Source organism: Streptomyces sp. NPDC042100 (assembly GCF_055582325.1).
This window is the reverse complement of sequence record NZ_JBVJDK010000019.1, coordinates 1-17,348: the sequence shown is the minus strand read 5'-3', so window position 1 is coordinate 17,348 and position 17,348 is coordinate 1. Positions and strand designations below refer to the sequence as shown.

10 protein-coding genes are annotated in these 17,348 nt (G+C 77.5%); 6 read left to right on the top strand and 4 right to left on the bottom strand.

Going from position 1 to position 17,348, the window contains the following annotated elements; all coding sequences use genetic code 11:
• Positions 1-40 precede the first annotated feature (40 nt).
• On the bottom strand, positions 41-1,684 hold the full coding sequence (locus ACZ6J5_RS31975) for an FAD-dependent monooxygenase (protein WP_469397298.1): 1,644 nt from the start codon (positions 1,682-1,684) through the stop codon (positions 41-43).
• Between the two features lie 305 nt (positions 1,685-1,989).
• Here ACZ6J5_RS31975 and ACZ6J5_RS31970 point away from each other — a divergent pair, with 305 nt between their 5' ends.
• Complete coding sequence (locus ACZ6J5_RS31970) at positions 1,990-2,691, top strand: VC0807 family protein (protein ID WP_469397297.1); 702 nt, start codon at positions 1,990-1,992, stop codon at positions 2,689-2,691.
• A gap of 178 nt (positions 2,692-2,869) precedes the next feature.
• Here the strand turns inward: ACZ6J5_RS31970 and ACZ6J5_RS31965 are convergent, their stop codons facing one another.
• Positions 2,870-4,336 carry an aminotransferase-like domain-containing protein gene (locus tag ACZ6J5_RS31965; protein ID WP_469397296.1) on the bottom strand — a complete coding sequence of 489 codons (1,467 nt, stop codon included), beginning with the start codon at positions 4,334-4,336 and terminating at the stop codon, positions 2,870-2,872.
• A gap of 119 nt (positions 4,337-4,455) precedes the next feature.
• Here ACZ6J5_RS31965 and ACZ6J5_RS31960 point away from each other — a divergent pair, with 119 nt between their 5' ends.
• The 5 genes from ACZ6J5_RS31960 to ACZ6J5_RS31940 all read left to right on the top strand — a co-directional run bounded on the left by ACZ6J5_RS31960 (position 4,456) and on the right by ACZ6J5_RS31940 (position 12,782).
• Complete coding sequence (locus ACZ6J5_RS31960; RefSeq protein WP_469397407.1) at positions 4,456-5,724, top strand: Tm-1-like ATP-binding domain-containing protein; 1,269 nt, start codon at positions 4,456-4,458, stop codon at positions 5,722-5,724.
• Between the two features lie 32 nt (positions 5,725-5,756).
• Positions 5,757-6,584, top strand: a complete 828-nt coding sequence (locus tag ACZ6J5_RS31955; protein ID WP_469397294.1) for a phosphoenolpyruvate hydrolase family protein — start codon at positions 5,757-5,759, stop codon at positions 6,582-6,584.
• A gap of 79 nt (positions 6,585-6,663) precedes the next feature.
• Positions 6,664-10,062 carry a helix-turn-helix transcriptional regulator gene (locus ACZ6J5_RS31950; RefSeq protein ID WP_469397292.1) on the top strand — a complete coding sequence of 1,133 codons (3,399 nt, stop codon included), beginning with the start codon at positions 6,664-6,666 and terminating at the stop codon, positions 10,060-10,062.
• A 189-nt stretch (positions 10,063-10,251) separates the two neighbouring features.
• Positions 10,252-11,535 carry an ATP-grasp domain-containing protein gene (locus ACZ6J5_RS31945; RefSeq protein ID WP_469397291.1) on the top strand — a complete coding sequence of 428 codons (1,284 nt, stop codon included), beginning with the start codon at positions 10,252-10,254 and terminating at the stop codon, positions 11,533-11,535.
• A 41-nt stretch (positions 11,536-11,576) separates the two neighbouring features.
• Positions 11,577-12,782 (top strand): hypothetical protein, encoded by a 1,206-nt coding sequence (locus ACZ6J5_RS31940; protein ID WP_469397289.1) that lies wholly within the window; start codon positions 11,577-11,579, stop codon positions 12,780-12,782.
• Between the two features lie 283 nt (positions 12,783-13,065).
• Here ACZ6J5_RS31940 and ACZ6J5_RS31935 read toward each other — a convergent pair whose 3' ends face one another.
• Entirely contained in the window at positions 13,066-16,209 is a 3,144-nt protein-coding gene (locus ACZ6J5_RS31935; protein ID WP_469397288.1) for a tetratricopeptide repeat protein, read from the bottom strand.
• Positions 16,206-17,348, bottom strand: a 1,143-nt coding sequence (locus ACZ6J5_RS31930) for an HSP90 family protein (protein WP_469397287.1), incomplete at its 5' end; no start/stop codon positions are given. The genes ACZ6J5_RS31935 and ACZ6J5_RS31930, both read right to left, overlap by 4 nt.

The window sequence follows — 17,348 nt, the reverse complement described above, 5'->3', positions numbered from 1 at the left end:
CCGCGACGTCCCCCGCTCCCTCGCGGCCTCATCCGTGCCCTTACGGCCTCACCCCCGGGCTCGTGGCCGGTGCCCCGCCCGAAGGGGGATCGGGGGCGAGGGCGGACAGGTAGGCGGCGAGGAGTCCCGGCCGGTCGACGGGGGCGACCAGGCCCACGTAGCCGTCGGGGCGCACCAGGCGCAGCTCGCCCGGCGGCCCGAGGAGCCGGGCCTCCGCGGGCTCCGCTGGGCTCACCGGCAGGACCAGCAGCGGCACCGAGGCCCGCGTGCACGCCTCCTCCAGGGCCGTGCGCACACCAGGGTCGGCGGCCCGCGCCGCGTCCAGGAGCAGGGTCCAGCGCGCGTACGAGAGAAGGGAGTGCAGCCGTACGGGCTCGCCGCCCGCCGCCCCGGGGGAGCCCGGGATCCCGGTGGTGACGCGGGCGTCGGGCATCCGGTCGCCGGCCCTGGCCCCCCGGCCCCGCCGCGACCGGGGCGCCTGCTGCCAGGAGAGCGCGCTGCGCCGGTGGTCGTGCCCGAGGCCGCTCGACCGCAGGTCGACGCGCTGCTGGACGCGGCTGACGGCGAGGGCGAGCGGCAGGGCGGTGGCCAGGGCCCGGTAGCCGAGCGACGGCAGCGGCCGCTCCAGGAAGGCGCGGCGCGCCGCGCGGACGTATCTCCGCGCCAGCGTGCGCTGTTCGGTGTCGTAGGTGTCCAGGAGCGAGTCGTCGGCCTGGCCCAAGTGGACCGCGGCCAGCTTCCAGGCGAGGTTGTGGGCGCCCAGTATCCCCAGGCTCATCCCGTGCCCGCCGGCCGTCGCCCAGGTGCGCGCGGCGTCCCCGGCGAGCAGCCCCCGCCCGTGGCGCAGCCGGGCGGCGACCCGGTCGCCGAACCGCGCGCGGTCCAGCCAGAGCGGCTCCGTGGGGAAGAGCCGCAGACCGGGCACCCGCGCGGTGTCGGCGACGAGGTCCCGCAATTCGTCGAGGGTGGGCGGCTCGGTCCGCGCGGGGTCGGGGTCGTCGCGGAGGCAGAGGAAGCGGTATCCCCCGCCGGGCAGCGGCAGGGCGAGCAGCGAGCGCCGGGGGGCGAGGAAGACGTGCCCGTGCCCCGGGCGGCGGCCGTGCGGCCAGTCGGCCTCCGCGTTCCCCTGGACGAGCTGCGTCCCGGCCCCGCGCCGCCGCTCCAGGGGGATGCCGAGCCGGTCGCGGACCACGCCGTCGGTGCCTTCGCAGCTCACGATCCACCCGGCGGTGCCGGATTCGGCCGAGGCGTCGGGCCGGCGCAGGGTGAACTCGGCCCGGTCGTCGCGCACCACGACGTCCGTGACCTCCGTGCCCCACTCGACCTTCGTGCCGAGCCGGGCCAGCTCCCCGCCCAGCAGGCGCACGACGTCGTGCTGTTCGATGGCGAGCGGGCGGCGGTGTGCGGAGCGGTGCCAGCCGGTGACCAGCTCGCCGAGGCGCCGGCCGAGGCCGTGCACGGTCACCCCGCCGAGCTCCACCGCCCGGTCCCGGAGCGCGCCGAGGACGCCGAGCGACTCCAGGGCCTCGGCGGCGCGCGGCCACACCACGAGCGCCCGGGCCCCGCGCCCGGCGGCGGGCGCGCGGTCGACCACCCGGACGCCCAGGCCGAGCCGGCGCAGCGCGATCGCCAGGGTCAGCCCGACCGGTCCCGCCCCGATCACACACACGTCCACGCCCGCCATGCGGCCCCCGTCCCCGAACTCCCCGTCGTCCCGCGCCGATCGCCGGAAACGGCCGGTCCGGCATGTCCCTCCAGAGTGCGCGCGGTGATCACCTCTCGCCAGGGCGTGCGGCAGGGCGTAGGAAGCATTCGACCTGCGAATATGACTCCCTGTGCATCAGGTCATCGGTTTGGGTGACGAACGCCGTATAAAGAACGCCGCAATAAGACTTGAAGATCATTTTGGGTGCCGTCGCCTTGTCCGCACCCGACGCGCCCCCTAGCGTGCGAAACCGCATCGAACAGGCCATTCATCCAGGGGGAATCATGTCCACGGCAGACGCGCGCCCAGGCCCACCCGCCCGCTCGGCGGCGGCCACCGCCATCGGCTGGACGCTCACCATCGGACTCAACGTCGTCGCGCCCGTCCTCACCTTCGGAGCCCTCACCGACCGGGGCTGGAGCGACTTCTCCGCGCTGCTCCTCAGCGGCGTCTGGCCGGTTCTCGACACCGTCGTCCACCTCGTGTGGCACCGCAAGACGGACGAGTTCGCCGTCGTCACGGTCTTCTTCCTCGTCCTCACCGCGGTCGTCTCGCTCGTCGGCACCCACTCCGCCCGCGCGCTGCTCGTCAAGGACTCCTTCGTCACGGGCCTCTTCGGCGCCCTCTGCCTGGCCACGCTCCTCGCGCCCAGGCCCCTGATGTTCTACTTCGGGCGCCGCTTCTCCACCGACGGCACCGCCGAGAGCCACGCCTGGTGGAACGGCCTCTGGCAGTTCGAGGGATTCCGCACGGTGATGCGCCGCATGACCGTCGTCTGGGGCGCCGCCTACCTGGTGGAGGCCGCCGCCCGCGTCGGTCTCTCGTACACGTTCTCCGTCGAGGCCATGGTCGTCGTCAACCCGGTCCTCATCTACGGCACCCTCGGCCTGCTCGTCCTGTGGACCATGCGCACCGCCAGGCGCGGCCGCGCCCACGCCGCCGACCGGGCCGAAGCCGCCGCCCGCGAGGCCGGGGCACAGGCCTGAGGCCCTGCGCCCCCGAGGTCCCCGAGACCCTTGAGGTCCCCGAGACCCCTGAGGTCCCGAGGCGTCCGAAGCCCTGGCCGGCCGCTCCCACCGTGGCTGATCCCGGGACAGCCGGTCCCGGGACAGTCGGTCCCGCCGGGCGGTCCCGCCGGGCGGTCCCGCCGGGCGGTCCCGCGCCTCAGCGCGCGGGGCCGCCTCCGCCCGCCGCCGGACCCGCCCCACCCGCCCCGCTCCTCGCGGCGCAGTCCAGCAGCGTCGGCAGCGCCGCCGCCAGTGCCTCCACCCCGTGCGCGTACGGCAGCCGCAGCCGGTCGCGGAAGCCGTCCACCGGCGAGAACGCCGAACCCGGCACCACCGACACGCCCCGCCGCCGCGCCAACTGCGCCGTCGCCTCCGTGTCCGCCCCCGGCAGCCGCACCCACAGCGCGGGACCGCCCGCGGGCCGCGTCCACTCCCAGCCGGGCGCCCGCGCGCGCAGCAGCTCCTCCGCCGCCGTCAGCCGCTCCCGCAGCACCGCGCGCCGCCGCGCCCGCGCCCCCGGCAGCTCCGCGAGCAGCCGGACCGCCACCAGCTGGTCCACCACCGAGCACGACAGGTCGACCGAGGTCTTGATCTTCGCGAGCCGTGCCACCACCTGCGGCGACGACCGCACCCAGCCCACCCGGAGCCCGCCCCAGAACAGCTTCGACAAGGTGCCCACCGTCACCGTCGAACCGCTCGGCAGCCCCGCCACCAGAGGCACCACCGCCTCGTCGCCGTCCAGCGACAGCTCCGCGCACGCCGTGTCCTCCACCGTGAACAGGCCCAGCTCGCCCAGCACCGCCCGCCACTCCCGGCGCGCCGGCTCGTCCAGGCTCCGCCCCGTCGGGTTGTGCGCGGTCGGCTGGAGGTACACCAGCCGGGGCCGCACCGGACCGCACAGCCGCCGCAGCCCCGCCACGCCGATCCCGCCGCCGTCCCCGCCCACCGGCACCAGCCGCGCCCCGCGCGCCCGCAGCGCCTCCAAGGCGCCCCGGTACGTGGGGTCCTCGACCACCACCGTGTCGCCCGGATCCACCAGCGCCTGCGCCACCAGCCACACCGCCTGCTGGGAGCCGGCCGTCACCAGGATCTCCTCGGCGTCCGTCGGCACGCCCGCCGCCCGGTAGTACGCGGCGACCCCCTCCCGCAGCTCCGGCAGCCCGTACGGGTGGTAGCCGTCCGCCCCGAGCAGCGGCGCCATGTCCCGCGCGGTGAGCGCCCCCACCGCCGCCGCCACGTCGCCGAGCCCCGGCAGCGCCCCGCTCGACAGATCGGCCGTCAGGCCCGAGGCCGTCCCCGCGCGGGCGTCGAAACTGGCCAGCCGTCCCTCCATCGGATGCCGGTCCAGCACCCCCGCGCCCCGCAGCCGCGAGCCGCTGCCCCGCACGCTCTCCAGCCGCCCCTCGTCCTCCAGCAGGCCGTACGCCGCCGTCACCGTCGACCGGCTCACCCCCAGCACCGTCGCCAGCTCCCGCTGCGAGGGCAGCACCGTGCCCGCCGGCACGTCCCCCCGCTCGGCGAGCTCCCGCAGCGCGTCCGCGAGACGCCGGGGCAGCGGCCCCGGCCCCTCCGACGCCCATCCGGTCAGCAGTCGGGACAAACGCGTCGAGGGAATCCTGGCCATGCCTCCCATCTTGGACACCCGGCGTCCGCGCAGGCCAATCGGCCCCGACTGGTCGTTGCCGCGACCGCGCGCGCCGCCGAGGATCGATGACACCGCCACAGAAAGGGAGCGTGAGGGCATTGGCCACGGTGGTGCTGGTCGGGACGCTGGACACCAAGGGGGAGGAGTACGCCTGGCTGCGCGAGCGGCTGCGCGAGTACGGGGCCGACGTCCTGCTCGTCGACACGGGCGTGCTGCCGCACCCCGTCCACACCCCGGTCCCCGACATCCCCGCCGAACTCGTCGCCCGCGCGGGCGGACACGAGCTCGCCGCCCTGCGCGCCTCCGGCGACCGGGGCGCCGCCGTCGCCGCCATGGCCGACGGCCTCACCCGCGTCGTCCTGGACCTGCACCGCACCGGCCGCGCGCACGCCGTGCTCGCCGCGGCGGGCAGCGGCGGCTCCTCCATCGCCGCCCAGGCCATGCGCGCCCTGCCCATCGGCGTCCCGAAGGTCCTCGTCAGCACCATGGCCGGCGGCGACGTCTCGCCGTACGTGGACAGCAGCGACCTCACGATGATGTACAGCGTCGTCGACATCGCCGGGCTCAACTCCGTCTCCCGCCAGGTCCTCGGCAACGCCGCCGCGGCCGCCGCCGGGATGGCCCGCCGCCACGAACGCAACCAGGACCGGTCCGCCGGTCTCGGCCGCAAGGTCGTGGCCGCCACCATGTTCGGCGTCACCACACCCGCCGTGGACACCGCCCGCGCGCGGCTCGCCGAACACGGCTACGAGGTCCTCGTCTTCCACGCCACCGGCGCCGGCGGACGGGCCGTGGAGAAGCTGGCCCGCGACGGCCTCCTCGACGGCGTCCTCGACCTGACCACCACCGAACTCGCCGACGAGCTCGTCGGCGGGGTGCTCAGCGCCGGACCGCGCCGCCTCACCGCCGCGGGCGCCGCCGGGATCCCGCAGGTCGTCGCCCCCGGCGCCCTCGACATGGTCAACTTCGGGCCCGAGGCCAGTGTCCCCGAGCGGTTCGCCGGCCGCCGCCTCCTCGTCCACAACGCGACCGTCACCCTTATGCGGACCACCGCCGCCGAGATGGCCGAACTCGGCGCCTCGATGGGCCGCAAGCTCGTCGCCGCCCGGGGCCCCGCCGAGGTGTTCTGGCCCCGCCGAGGCATCTCGGCCGTCGACGTCGCCGACGGCCCCTTCGCCGACCCGGCCGCCGACGCCGCCGGACTCGACGCCCTGCGCGGCGCCGTCACCGGCAGCTCCGTCCGCATCCACGAGCTCGACGTCCACGTCAACGACGCCTCCTTCGCCGTCGCCATGGCCGACCGGCTGCACCAGCTCATCGGCGGCCACACCCGGCCGGCGCCCGCCCCCTACCCGCACCGACCGTGACCGCGGCCCCGACCGCGCCCCGGAGGAACCCCATGAACCGTCAGGACGTACTCGCCCGGCTCCGCGCCCAGATCGCCCAGGGCCGCCCCATCGTCGGCGCGGGCGCCGGCACCGGTCTCTCCGCCAAATGCGCCGAGGCCGGCGGCGTCGACCTGCTGATCATCTACAACTCCGGCCGCTACCGGATGGCCGGCCGAGGCTCCCTCGCCGGACTGCTCCCCTACGGCGACGCCAACGCCATCGTCAAGGACATGGCCCGCGAGGTGCTGCCCGTCGTCCGCGACACCCCCGTGCTCGCCGGGGTGTGCGGCACGGACCCCTTCCGTCGCATGGACCTCTTCCTCGACGAGCTCAAGGCCATGGGCTTCGCCGGAGTGCAGAACTTCCCCACCGTCGGCCTCTACGACGGCACCTTCCGGGTCAACCTGGAAGAGACCGGCATGGGCTACGGCCTGGAGGTCGACATGGTCCGCGCGGCCCGCGCACGCGACCTGGTCACCGCACCGTACGTCTTCGACCCGGAGCAGGCCGCCGACATGACCCGCGCGGGCGCCGACATCCTCGTCCCGCACGTCGGCCTCACCACCAAGGGCGCCATCGGCGCCGGGACCGCCCTCACCCTGGAGGGCGCCGCCGAGGCGGTGCAGGAGATGCACGACGCCGCCAAGCGGGTCAACCCCGACGTGCTGGTCCTCTGTCACGGCGGGCCCATCGCCGAGCCGGAGGACGCCGCCTACGTGCTGGCCCACACCACGGGCGTCGTCGGCTTCTTCGGCGCCTCCTCGGTGGAACGGCTGCCCACCGAGCGAGCGATCACCGAGCAGACGAGGGCCTTCAAGGCGCTGTCGCCCGGCCACTGAACCCCAGGGGCGACGGCACGGCTGTCAGAGGCGTGCCGTACAACGGATGCCGGGGAACGAAGCCCGTGGGGGACCGGTCATGAACAGGATCACAGGGGAGGGGAGCGTCGACCGCGCGCCCTTCGCCGGACGGCGGGCCGAACTCGCCCGTCTGGAAGAGCTGCTGGGCGCGCCGGGTCGGTGCGGGTCCGACGCCCCGCGCGCCGTCGACGTCACCGGCGAGCCCGGCATCGGCAAGAGCCGCCTCCTCGCCGAGCTCACCGCCCGGGCCCGCCGGGCCGGTGTCACGGTGCTGCACGGCCGCGCCCCGGCGCGTGAGCGGCCGCTGCCCTACGAGGTGTTCGCGGACGCCTTCGCGGACCTCGCCGCCACCGCCGAGGACCCCGCCCCCGTCCCCTGCGGCGCCGCCCGCACCCCGCCCCGCAGGGCCGCCCGCGGCCGCCCCCGGCCGCCGTGGACACCTCCCGACCTCACCGCGGCCCCCTGCCCCGAGCGCCCCGCCCCGAGCCCGCCCCCGACCCAGGAGCCCGGCGCCCCTTCAGCGCGCGACGACCACCCCGGCCCCGGCCTCCCGCCCGCGTACGGGCTGCTGCGGTACGCGGCGGAGGCCGGGGCCCCCGTCGCCCCGGGAGCCTGGCCGGACCCCGTCGGACACGGCTGGGACGGCGGCACCGGCTGGGACGGCGCGAGCGGCTGGGACGGCGCGGGCGGTTGGGACGGGGCGAGCGGTTGGGACGGCTGGGACGGTGCGACCGGCTGGCACCCGCCCCCCGGGTACCCGGCTCCCGGACATCCGACCCCTGGATACCCGACCCCTGGATACCCGGCTCCCGGGCACCCGACTGCCGGATACCCGGCCCCCGGGCACCCGGCCCCCGGGCACCCGGCCCCCGGACACCCGGCTGGTTCCGTGACGGGCCTCCCGCCGCAGCTCCGGCCCGAGCCGTACGGGGTGTTCCGGCGCGTCGCGGACGCCCTCGCGCGGCGGGCCCAGCCCGCACTGCTCCTCGTCCTCGACGACGTGCACCGCGCCGACCGCGCCTCCCTCGACCTGATCGACCACCTGCTCCGGCACCCCGTCCCCGCCCCCGTGCTCCTGGTCATGGCCCGCCGCGAGCGGCGCACCCCGCCGGACCTCGCCGCCGTGCTCGCGCGCGCCGCCGAGAGCGGCGCGCTCACCCGGATCGCGCTCGGCCCCCTCGCCGAGGCCGAGTGCGCCGAAGGGCTCGCCCCCGGACTGTCCCCGGCCCGCGCGGCCGAACTCCACGCGGCCAGCGGCGGAAACCCCGGCTACTTCCTGGCCCTCGCCGACGGGCGCGCGGGTGGCGGCGCGCTTGCCGCGCTCCTCGGCGAACTGGCGCCGCTCGGCCCCGCCGCCCGCGCGGTCGTCGACGCCGTCGCCCTGCTCGACGAGGACGCCCGCACCGACCTGCTGCCCGCCGTGACCGGCGCCGGCCGCGACGAGCTCGTCCACGCCGTCCGCGAGCTCGTCCGGCTCGACCTCGTCCGCGCGCGCCCCGACGGGCACACCCTGGAGCTGCGCCACCCGGCCCTCGGGCGCCTGGTCCGCCGCGCCATGGACCCGCTGCGCCGCCGCGAGTACCACCGCCGAGCGGCCGAGGGCCTCGCCCGCGCCGGGGCGCCCGCCACCAGCCGCGCGCGGCACATCGAGCGCTATCTGACCCGCTGGGAGCCCGGGGCCGCCGCCGCCCTGGTCCGGGCCGCCGAGCTCACCGAGGCCACCGACCCGGCGCTCGCCGCCCGCCGGCTCGCCGCCGTCCTCGACGTCCTGCCCGACGCACCGGAGCACCGCCAGGCCCGCGTGGAGCTCAAGCTGCGCCGCGCCCGCGCGCTCGGCCTCGCCGGCCGGGTCGAGGAGAGCCGCGACCTGCTCCACCGGCTGCTCACCCTCTGCCGCGAGGACGCCCCGGGCCGCCGCACGGGTGCCCGCTGCCCCGCGAGCCCGGGGGAGGAGGAGCCCCGCTCCGCCGCCGTGCTCCTGTGCGCCTTCATGGAGCGGCACCTCGGCCGCTACCGGGAGGCCGACGCCCTGATCCGCCGCGAGCTGCGCCGGGGCCCCGGCCCCCGCCCCGCCCTGCGCCTGCGGCTCGTCGTCGAATGGGGCTGCCGCGCGCTCTTCGAGGCCCGCTACCCCGAGGTCCGCGCCGAGCTCGCCGCCGCGCTGGCCGCCGCCCGCGCGCGCGGCGACGAGACCGGCACCCTCTCCGCCCTCACCCTCGGCGCCCTCGGCGAGGCGTACGAGGGCGAGACCCGCGCCGCCCGGGCGCACGCCGACGAGGCCGCCGTCCTCGTCGACTCGATGACCGACGGCGAGCTCTCCCGGAGCTTCGAGGCCCTGGTCCGGCTCGGCTGGAGCGAGCTCTTCCTCGACGACCCCGCCGCCGCCGAGCGCCACACCACCCGTGGCATCGCCCTCGCCCGCCGCGCCGGACGCCCCTTCGCCCTCTCCCAACTGCTGCTGTGCGCCGGGTACGTGCAGTCCCTCACCGGGCGTGTCGACACCTCCCTCGTCCTCGCCGACGAGGCCCTGGCCCTCGCCCGTACGCTCGGCGGCGCCGAGGTCGCCGGCTTCACCCGGGCCATCAGGGCCACGATCCTGCTCCAGGCCCGCCCCCTCGGCGACCCCGAGGCCCTCGCCGCCGCCGAGGAGGCCGCCGCCACCGTCGGCGCCGCCGACGGCTGGTGGGCCACCCTCGCCCGCGCCCTGCTCGCCCACGCGATCCCCCTCGCCACCGACCCGCACCGGGTGCGGGACGTCCTCGTCGCCGCGGGCGGCGGCCCGGGACTGCCCCGGATCCAGCCCTCCGTGCGCCCCGGCTTCCTCGAACTCCTCGTCGCCGCCCGCCTCGCCACCGGCGACACCGCCGGGGCCGACCGCGCGGCCGGCCTCGCCGAGACCGAGGCCGCCCGCCTCGACCTGCCCGTCCAGCGCGCCGCCGCCCTGCGCGCCCGCGCCCGGCTGCTCCTGCACGCCGGGGAACAGGCCGCGGCGGCGGCGCTGTTCGCCGAGTCGGCCGACGCGTACGCCCGCACCGGCATCGGCCTGCGCGAGGCCCACACCCTGCTGCTCGGCGCCCCCGTGGCCCGCGCCGCCGGGGACGGCGCCGAGGCCGCCGCGATGTGGCGCCGGGCCCGAGGCCTCGCCACCGCGGGCGGCGCCCGGCTCCTCACCGACCTCGCCGACCGCACCAGGACCGCGGCCCTCGGCCCCGACCCGGCGGGCCCCGGCGCCACGGCGACCGACCCGCGCGGACCGCTCGCCGGGCTCACCCCGCGCGAGCGCGAGATATCCGCCCTCGTCGCCGAGGGCCTCACCAACCAGGCCGTCGCCGACCGCCTCTGCCTGAGCCCCCGCACGGTCGAGAGCCATGTGGCCCGCGTCTACCGCAAGACCGGCGTCGTCACCCGCGCGGGCCTCGCCTCCCTGGTGGCCCGCGCCACCTCCCAGGTGTATTGATCACGAGCCGGCCGGCGCACCCGGGCCGCCCCGTGAGCCCCCCGCTGAACAGACCTCGGCAGACCGCCGGTTTCGCGCGCTCGCGGGGGTTGGCGGCGCGCATGCGGGGGCAGGAAGGAAACGCCTCGGGGCCCGTGGTGCCGGAGCACCGCCCGGCCAGGTTCCCCTCGTTCGTCGGAAGGACGACTCGTGCCCGCCGCCCGCCCCTCGGTCCTCCTGGTCGATCCGTACACCGCCTCCCGGGGACTGCCGGAGGCGCTGGAGGCGGCCGGTGCCCAGGTGGCCAGGGTGCGGTCCACGCCCGCGCCGCTCGCCGCGTTCTCCGACAGCCCCGACCCGTACCCCTACGCTCACGACCTCGGGCACGCCGACGCGGACCCGGCGGCCCGGGCCCGGCTCGTCGGGACGCTGCGCCGGCTCGGCACCGTCGCCGTCGTGGCCGGGTCCGAGGTCGGCGTGGAACTCGCCGACGCCCTCGCCGGGGCGCTCGACCTGCCCACGGGCAACGGCACGGCGGCGAGCACGGCGCGCCGGGACAAGCACGCCCAGTCCACGCGGCTGCGCGCGCACGGGCTGCCCGTCGCACGGGAGTTCCTCGTCACCGGCGAGCGGGAACTGCGCCGCCGGTACCGATCCCTGGGCGGCCCGGCCATCCTCAAACCGGTGCGGGGCGCCGGCGGGCAGGGCGTGCGGTACTGCCCGGACCTGGAATCGGCCGTGGCCGCCTTCCGGGAGCTGCGCCGGCTGCCCCTGGTCACCGAGGACCCGCACGGGCCCGTCCTCGCCCAGGAGTTCCTCGTCGGCACCGAGTACGTCCTCAACACCGTCAGCCGGGACGGCGTCCACCACCTCACCGACGCGTGGCGCACCGAGCGGATCGCCGCCAACGGGGTGCGGGAACTGTGCGTCGCCCACGTGCTCCTCGACGCGGCCGACCCCTGCCTGCCGCCCTTGCTCCACCATGCGCGCCGGGTCCTGGACGCCCTCGCCGTCCGCCATGGCCCGGCCCACCTGGAACTGCGGGCCACCCCCGGCGGCCCCCGGCTGATCGAGGCCGGGATCCGGCTCTCCGGCGGCGGACTGCCGCTGCTCGCCCGCGAGGCGATCGGCGAAGGGCAGATCGAGTGGACCGTCGACGCCCTCCTGCGCCCCGAACGCTTCCACGCCCGCGCGGGTCGCCCCTACCGGCGCCGCACGGCCATCGCCTGGGCGGCCCTCGTCAGCCCGGGGGACGGCCGGCTCGACCACTACCGGCACCTCGACGCGATCCGCGCCCTCGCCGCCTTCCGGGACCTCACCCCGCACGTCAGCCCCGGGCAGCCGATCGCGCGCACCGTCGACGACTCCGGATACCCCGCCGTCCTCACCCTCGCCCACTCCGAGGAGGACGTGCTGCTGCGCGACCTCGCCACCGTCCGGCGGCTCGACGGACCCGGCATGTACGCCTTCTCCGAAGAACCGTTACCTCACTGATTCCCCGCCCCGTCCCACCCCCCCCGGAGACCACGCCCGTCATGCCACGACCTCCCTTACGCGCGCTCGACGTCCGCAGCCTCTTCACCGGCGCCCCCGACCCGCACGCCACCAGCGGCCCCCGTCCCGACCGGCTCGCGGCCCACGTGCTCGACGAACTTCCCGACCGATTACGGGAGATCCACCACGGCGGGCGAACCCACCGCGCCCTGCTCGACGAACACGCCCGCCTCCTCGACCGGATCACCCCCCTGCTCCGCTCCTCCTCCGACCCCCACACGGTCGCCGTCCACCAACTCGACCTGCTGTTCCTCCTGCACGCCCACGCCCCGCACCACCCCGCCGACCGCATCACCCCCGGCGACACCGTGCACCGGCTGCTGGACCTCGTCCATGACCGCGCCCGCGCCCACCCCCACGTCGACACCCACCTCGCCTACGAACCCCTCGTCGACCTCAACAGCCGACTCCACCTCGCGGGCGCCGGGATGCGCGTCTTCTCCCCCGGAGCCGACGGCCGTCACGAACGCGACTTCCTCCTCGGCCACCACCTCGCCGAACCCCACGCCCGCGTCGCCGCCGACCTCCTCCACGGCCTCGCCGCCCACCCCGCCGAGGCCCGCCGCCACCTGACCGCCACCACGGACGAGGCCGCCCGGCGCCTCGACACCTTCCGCGCCCTCATGACCCGCTACCACGCCCTGCCCGCCCCGGCGTTCGCCCACCTCCGCCGGCATCTCGCCGGCTACGACACCGGCGGGTACGGAGCGGGCGGCTCGGCCATGACCGCCGTGGCCCTCCTGGACCTGGCCTGGGCCCGCCCCGACCCCGAGCACACCGCGTTCCTCGACGCCGCCCTGCCCTCCTTCCCCAGGAAGGGCAGGCCCCTGGTGGCGGCCCGCAGGGCGGCGGCCGAACGCGGGATCACCCTCCTCGACCGGCTGGACGCGGGCCTGCTCCCCTACCAGGCGGCCCGCGCCCTGCTGCCGGTGCTCGACCGCTTCCTCGGGTTCCGCCGCGCCCACCTGTCCATCGTGCGGTCCCGCCTCCCCGAGGCCGTCGGCGACGAGGACGGGGGGAGCGGCGGCTTCCGGGGTACGGGAGGCCACCCGGCGGCCGAGCTGTTGCACGGCTCCGTGGAGCGGCTGCTCAGGGTCCGGCGGGAACTCGTCCGGCACTCCCACGCGACGTTCCCGGTGCCGAGGCCCCGGACTCCCGCGCCGGGCGTCACCACCGCGCCGGGGTGAGACGGGCGGCCTCGAAGAGGAGGCCGCCGCCGGTGGCGCACCAGGACGCGCCCCGGCCGCGGCGTTCGCCTTCCTCGGCGGGCGAGGTGCCCTGGGCGGGGAAGGCCGGCCATCCGGGCGGCGGGCGGCAGCGGCCGACCCCGCACCGGGCGGACCCCGCCGGCGACGGCCGCGATGCCCGACAGGTCCCACCGGCCCAGGCCCGCACCGGGCGGACCCCGCCCCTCGGCCGCGTCGACCAGGCCCCGGGTCCCTCCACCCGGAGCCTGGCCCGTACCAGGGTTCAGAAGGCGCCGAGCAGGGCCTCGCACTCGGCGGCGACCTCGGCGAGGGTGCCGTCCGGGTCGGGCAGGTCCTGCACCCCGGCGTGCACCCGCCGCGCCCGCCCGGTGGCCGCGCCCGGCCGCCCCAGGCCCCATTCCAGACGTATGGCGAGGAGTTCGCACAGCCACAGGTCCGAGCGGGCGGGCTCTCCGCAGGAGCGCAGGGTGCCGATCGCCCGCTCCGCCTGCCGCAGCGCCCGCTCGAAGAGCGCGACGAGCTCCGCGTACCGCTCGGCGGACTCCACCTCCTCGAACGGCGCCGCCTCCGTCCTCTCCACCAGAAGATGCGCGAACTGCTGCTGCGTCTGGCCGAGTTCGAGCGTGCCCAGCCGCAGCTCCTCCGGTGTACGGGCCGAGTCCAGCGCCCGCGCGCACTCGCGCAGCGCCTCCTCCATGACGACCTCGCCCTCGGCCGGGCCCCACGCGTACAGCGCCTCCCAGGCCCGCGCCCGCAGCGCCCGCACCGCGCCCAAGTGGTCCCCGCGCGCCCGCCACAGGTCGGCGGCCCGCTCGTAGGCGCGCGCCGACTCCTCCGTCAGCCCGGCCCCGGCCAGCGCCTCCGCCGACTGCTGCGACAGCACGGCGTGATGCCGCCCGTCCGCCCAGTCGCGCGTCGCGGCCGCGGCCCGCGCGAACTGCTCGGCGGCCTGGCGCGGTTCGCCGAGCCCCCGCAGCGCGTGCGCCAGCCAGACCCGGGCCTGCACCAGGTCAGCCGGGTCGTGCCCGGCGCGCAGCTCCGGCAGCACGGCCTCCAGGACGGTGGCGGCCTCCTCGAAGCGGCCGAGGGCACAGTAGTGGCCGCCGAGCCGGAGCCGCACCAGGGCGCCGAGCCCGGCACCCTCGCCGGCGGCCCCGGCGAAGTGGTCGGCGTCCACCAGCAGCGCCTCCGCTTCCGGGCCGGGCCCTTCGAGACCGGTCACCGCCTGCGCGAGCGCCAGCGAGAACCGGGCCCGGTCGCCCGGCCCCAGCAGCTCCACGCGCGCGCCGTCGTCGAGCACGCCCCGCGCCACGGCCGCCGCCCCCGCGTGGTCCGCGACGGCCGACAGCAGGCTGGCGAGGAGCAGTTCGGCGGGGGTGGCGAGCCAGGGCCGCCCCGCCTCGCGATGGTCGGCGACTGCGGCCGTCGCGAGCCGCGCGGCGGCGCGCGGGTCCTCCGGCGCGGTGAGCCGCGCGAGCAGCTCCACGGCGGACGCGATCCGGCTCAGCAGCTCCGGGTCCTCCCGCCGCTCCCGCCCCTGCCGGGCCTCCTCGGCGAAGGCGAGCAGCCGGTGGATCTCCGCCCGGGCCCGCCGGACGCCCTCGGAGGGGCGGGGGCCGTGCGTTCCGGCCGGCCCGGCGTCGCCGTCCCCGCGCCCCCCGTCGTCCGACGCGCGGCCCGGCCCCGGACCGACCCCCTCGGCCGGTGCGAGTTCCGCTCCCAGGCCCGCCACCAGGGACCGGCAGCGGAGCAGCAGGACGGTCACCGTCTCGGCGGCGGTGGCGCGCCCGGCCGCGTGGAGCTCACCGGCCCGCACGCACAGCGCGTCCAGGCCGTCAGGGCCGTCAGGGCCGTCAGGCCCGTCCGGAGCGCAGTCCGCGCCGACGACGAGGGAGCGGGCGCGGGACACCAGGGCCCGGCCCTCCCGGCCCGCGCGCGCGTGCAGTTCCGCGGCGCGGGCGAACAGGCCGGCCGCCGAGGGGCCGCCCTGCCCAGCGCGCTGGAGGTCGAGGGCCTCGGCGTCCAGCGCGTCGGCGGCGTCGGCGGGCGTCGGCGCCGCGCCGTGCGCCCCGGCGGCGGCCCGCGCGCGCTGCCAGGCCGCCCGAGCCGCCGGGTGCCCGCCGGCCGTCAGCGCGCGGGCGCGCGCCAGGAGCGCGTCGAGCGGCTCCCCGGCGGGGGTGACGGCGTCGGCCGCCGGCCGGCCCGCCCCCGCGTCCGCCGTCACCTCGGCCGACCGGCCGAGTCCCAGCGGGAGGGCGGCGACGAGCGGGGTCGCCGTCATCCGGGACCGTACGAGCGCGGACACGCGGGTGTTGCCGTTGCGGGCGTCGAAACGGGCCGCGTGGGTGAGGGCCTCCTCCGTCGCGTACGCGTGCAGCGCCGCCGCCGTCCACCGCGTGCCCACCGGTCCCGGCCCGAGCCCCGGCCCCGGCTCCGGCTCTGGTCCCAGACCCGGTCCCAGTCCCAGTCCCGGTCCCGGCACCGGCTCGCCGCCCCGGCCGAGGGCGACGAGCCGACCGGTGAGCAGGGCCGCGCAGGACAGCCATTGCAGGTAGGGGCCGACGTCTCCGCGCAGCCCCCAGCGGGCCGTCTGCTCGGCCAGGATCTCCAGGCCGCGCGGCTCGTTCCCGGTGAGCGCGCAGAACTCGACGTGCCCGGCGACCGCGACGGTCAGGCCCTCCTCGGCCCGCGCCATGCGGTAGCCGCGCAGGTGGTGGGCGCGGGCCTCGTCGAGCCGTCCGAGGCGGACCAGGGGCAGCAGCGAGAGGGCGAGGACCGAGTGGGGTTCGTGCAGGCAGCCGGCCCGCCCGTCGAGCACGGGCCGCCAGACGTCGAGCGCGCGGGCGTCCTCGCCGCGCTCGGTCTCCCAACGGCCCCGCTCGTGCAGCTCGCAGGCCGGGCAGTCGGCCATCTCGTCCCGCTCGGCGGCGAGCATCGCGGCCAGCGCGCGCTGGGCGCGCGGGGTGTCGCCCAGGTGCCGGGCCACCTCGAAGTCCCGCGAGTGCACGGCGCGTTCGGAGTGGCCGGCGAGCCGGTAGCGGTGCCGCATCTCGTCCAGCCAGCCCTCGATGGAGGCGAGCGGGACGTCCGGCTGGTCGAGCGCGCTGCCGCTGACCCACTTGAACATCCAGAAGAGCTCGTGGATGTCGTCCTCGTCGAAGTCGCCCGGATTCTGGTCCCACATCCGCAGCAGCCGCGCGAACGGCACCAGCATCTTGTCGCCCTCGGCGCTGGAGGTGTAGGCGACGGTGAGGCCGGTCAGGGCCTCCACCAGGAGCGGCCGGTCGCCGGTCGCCTCCGCCTCGGCGACCAGCCGCTCGGCGCGGGCGTTGCGGGCGGAGCCGTACGGTTCCGCGCCGTTGCGGTAGACGTCGTTACGGATCTCGTCGCGTGAGCGGCGGCTCATCGGTCTTCTCCGGAGGGGTGTTCGGGGGCCGGATCCGCCGTACGGGACGGCCCTCCGGGGTGGTCCGGCCGCACGGACCGGTCGAGGAGGCCGAGGAAGGTGCGGTTGAGGAGGGCGTTGTCGGCGGGGCGGAGGGGGCGTTGGGCCATGAGGAGGGCTTGTCCGTAGAGGGCTTCGACGGCGGTGGTGGTGAGGTGGGGGTCGTCGAGGGTGGCGATGCGGCGGACGAGGGGGCTGTGGTGGTTGAGGACGAGGCGGGCGCGGGGGGTGCTGCCGCGCAGGGAGCCGAGGATGCCGGCCCAGAGGGAGTCGGCCTGTTCCTCGGCCTCCGCGCGGGCCTGCTCGTGCCGGGCCGCCCGGTCGTCCAGGAGGAGTCCGGGCAGGGTGAGCGGCCGGTAGGCGCGCAGGACGACGTCGCAGCCGAGGGGGTCGAGGGCGGCGCGCGCGAGGGAGAGGAAGCCGCTGAGGGCGAGCTCCTGCCCGGGGTCGGCGGGGTCGAGCCGGTCGATGACGGCGGCGGCGTCGAGTTCGGCCACACGGGCGCCGGGGAGCACGAGGGGGAGGCGTTCCACGAGGGCGCTGTCGTAGGTGTAGCCGCCGTTGACGACGCCGATGCCCTGGGCGGCGGCGATGGCGGCGACCTGGCGGAACTCCTCGACGGTGCGGGTGAAGTGGACGACGGGGTGACGGCGGGCGAAGGCGTCGAGGGGGAGCTGCCCGTCGGTGGTCTCGAACGGCAGCCAGGGCAGCATCGCCGCGAGGATCCCGTCGTCGTGCCGCGCCAGCGACTTCACGCCGAGGTGGTGGACGGCGAGCAGGGCGCGCAGGCGCTCCGGCTCGCTCGCCGCGAGCCGCGCGAGCCAGTCCCGTATCTCCCGGCCGAGCGCGTCTCGCACGCCCGCCAGGGCCTCGTCCTCGTACAGCGCCTCGCGGGAGGCGGTGGGGCGGAGGGTGTCGGTGTCCAGGACGCAGCGGACGAAGAAGGCCCAGTCGGGGAGGAGCCCGTCGGCCTTCTCGGTGAGCAGCATCCCCTTCAGGTGTACCCGGTGGCCCGCGCGGTGGGCCGGGCTCACCGCCGACGGCAGGACGTACGCCACGCCCCGTACGCCCGCCAGCGGGAGGTCCAGGTCGATCGCGTC

Bases quoted from the DNA above. Each gene is read 5' to 3' on its own strand.
- ACZ6J5_RS31975 (WP_469397298.1), bottom strand. From the start codon at position 1,684: ATGGCGGGCGTGGACGTGTGTGTGATCGGGGCGGGACCGGTCGGGCTG.
- ACZ6J5_RS31970 (WP_469397297.1), top strand. From the start codon at position 1,990: ATGTCCACGGCAGACGCGCGCCCAGGCCCACCCGCCCGCTCGGCGGCG.
- ACZ6J5_RS31965 (WP_469397296.1), bottom strand. From the start codon at position 4,336: ATGGCCAGGATTCCCTCGACGCGTTTGTCCCGACTGCTGACCGGATGG.
- ACZ6J5_RS31955 (WP_469397294.1), top strand. From the start codon at position 5,757: ATGAACCGTCAGGACGTACTCGCCCGGCTCCGCGCCCAGATCGCCCAG.
- ACZ6J5_RS31950 (WP_469397292.1), top strand. From the start codon at position 6,664: ATGAACAGGATCACAGGGGAGGGGAGCGTCGACCGCGCGCCCTTCGCC.
- ACZ6J5_RS31940 (WP_469397289.1), top strand. From the start codon at position 11,577: ATGCCACGACCTCCCTTACGCGCGCTCGACGTCCGCAGCCTCTTCACC.
- ACZ6J5_RS31935 (WP_469397288.1), bottom strand. From the start codon at position 16,209: ATGAGCCGCCGCTCACGCGACGAGATCCGTAACGACGTCTACCGCAAC.